This is a genomic window from Sutterella sp., assembly GCF_052272535.1.
Lineage (GTDB): Bacteria > Pseudomonadota > Gammaproteobacteria > Burkholderiales > Burkholderiaceae_F > Sutterella.
In genome coordinates, this window is record NZ_DAVZJY010000346.1 from 1 (window position 1) to 1,631 (window position 1,631).

The following is a 1,631-nucleotide window of genomic DNA, read 5'->3' on the forward strand; positions in this document are numbered from 1 at the left end:
GACGTCCGCCGCTGCCGCGGCGGTCGAAGACGCCCCGGCGCCCGCCATCGCCGCGAAGAAGACCGCAGCGCGGCGCACGAAGATCGAGGCGACGGCCGGAATGCCCGGCCTGATCGGCCAGGCGCCCGTGAAGAAGCGCGCGCCGCGAAAGGCGGCCGGCGCCAAGACCGCCAAGGCGAAGACCACGAAGAGCGCTTCGCGCGGGCGGCGCGCGAGCGTGATTGACGCGGGCGCCCTCATCTCTGCGGAAAAGAACGGCGCCGCGCAGGAGCGGCTCGCCGAGTCGGCCGAGGCGCTCGAAGGCGCGCGCGAGTTTGAGGAGGCCTTCCCCCTCATTCTCGACATGCCGTTTGAAGATCCGGAGGCGCCGCGCACGGGCCCGGCGAAGCTCCCCGACCTGAGGTTGATCGAGGAGCTCGAGGCGCAGGCGCGGGAGGAGAAGCGCTGGCGCAGGATCGCGATGAAGCCCAAGAAGAAGCCCGCCGCGACGGGAAGCGCCGCGGTGCGCGCGAAGCTCGCCGACCTGCTCAGGTCTTCGCTCGAAGAGGCGGCCGACCATCTCCTCGGGCGCTCGAGCCCTGAATTCGCCCTCGTGCCCCTCAACCCGGTGCGCGTGATCGTCGCGGTTTCGGGCGGACGCGACTCGATGGCGCTCCTCGACGTCGCCGCGCGCCTCTTCAAGGAGAAGCGCCAGGCGCTCATCGCCGAACTCGAGGCCGTCTACGTCCACCACGGGTACGAGTCCGGAGCGGACGCCTGGGAGGAGCTCTGCCGCTCGGAGTGCGCCAAGCGCGGGATTCCCTTCCGCACGGTGCGCGTGCGCGTCGCCCTGAAGGGCGAGGGCGTCGAGGCCGCGGCCCGCGAGGCGCGCTACCGCGCACTCGCGCACTTTGCGCTCAAGGAGGGGTTCGACATCGTGATGACGGCGCATCACGAGGACGACCGCATTGAAACGTTCCTCCTGCAGTGGATGCGGGGCGCCGGGCTCGAGGGGCTCGCGGCCTTCCCGGAGGCGCGCGAGCTCGCCTCGCCCTCCGTTGAGGATGCGCCGGCCGTGCAGGCCGGCCGCCAGGCGTTTCTGCTGCGCCCCTGGACGGGCGTGCCGCGCCGCGACATTGAGCGCTACGTGAAGAGCAGAAAGCTCGCCTACGTCGACGACCCGGACAATGTAAATCCGCAGTTCTCAAGGAGCCGCGTGCGCGGCGAGGTGATTCCGCTGCTCGAGAAGATCCGCCCGGGCTTTCGCTCGGCTGCGGCCCGGTCGGTGTCCTTGGTCGCGGAGGCGCTCGACGTGTTGAAGAGCGTCGCGCGCTCGGACCTCGAGCGGTGCCGCTCCGAAGAGCGCCCCCGCGGACTCTCGATCTTCCGGCTGCTCGAGCTCATTCCTGCGCGCCAGGCCTGGTGCCTGCGCGCGTGGCTCTCCGAAGAGGGGCTGCGCCCCATCTCGAAGGCGCGCCTTGAGGACATGCTTCGGCAGGTGCACGAAGCGCATTCGGACGCGACCTTCGCGATCCGGCTCCAGGGTCGGGAGCTGCGCCGCTGGGGCGCGGACCTCGTGATCCGCGACGCGGTGGTGAGCCGGTCTGGCGCCGAGCGCAGCGCCGTCGTGCAGACATCGCAGGGCGCGATCG

Annotated in this window: 1 protein-coding gene; it reads left to right on the forward strand. The window is 71.2% G+C overall.

The genetic code is table 11. The annotated features are described in order from the left end of the window. A partial coding sequence (tilS, locus tag ACT6Y9_RS10860; RefSeq protein ID WP_443744541.1) for a tRNA lysidine(34) synthetase TilS occupies window positions 1-1,631 on the forward strand: 1,631 nt, incomplete at both ends.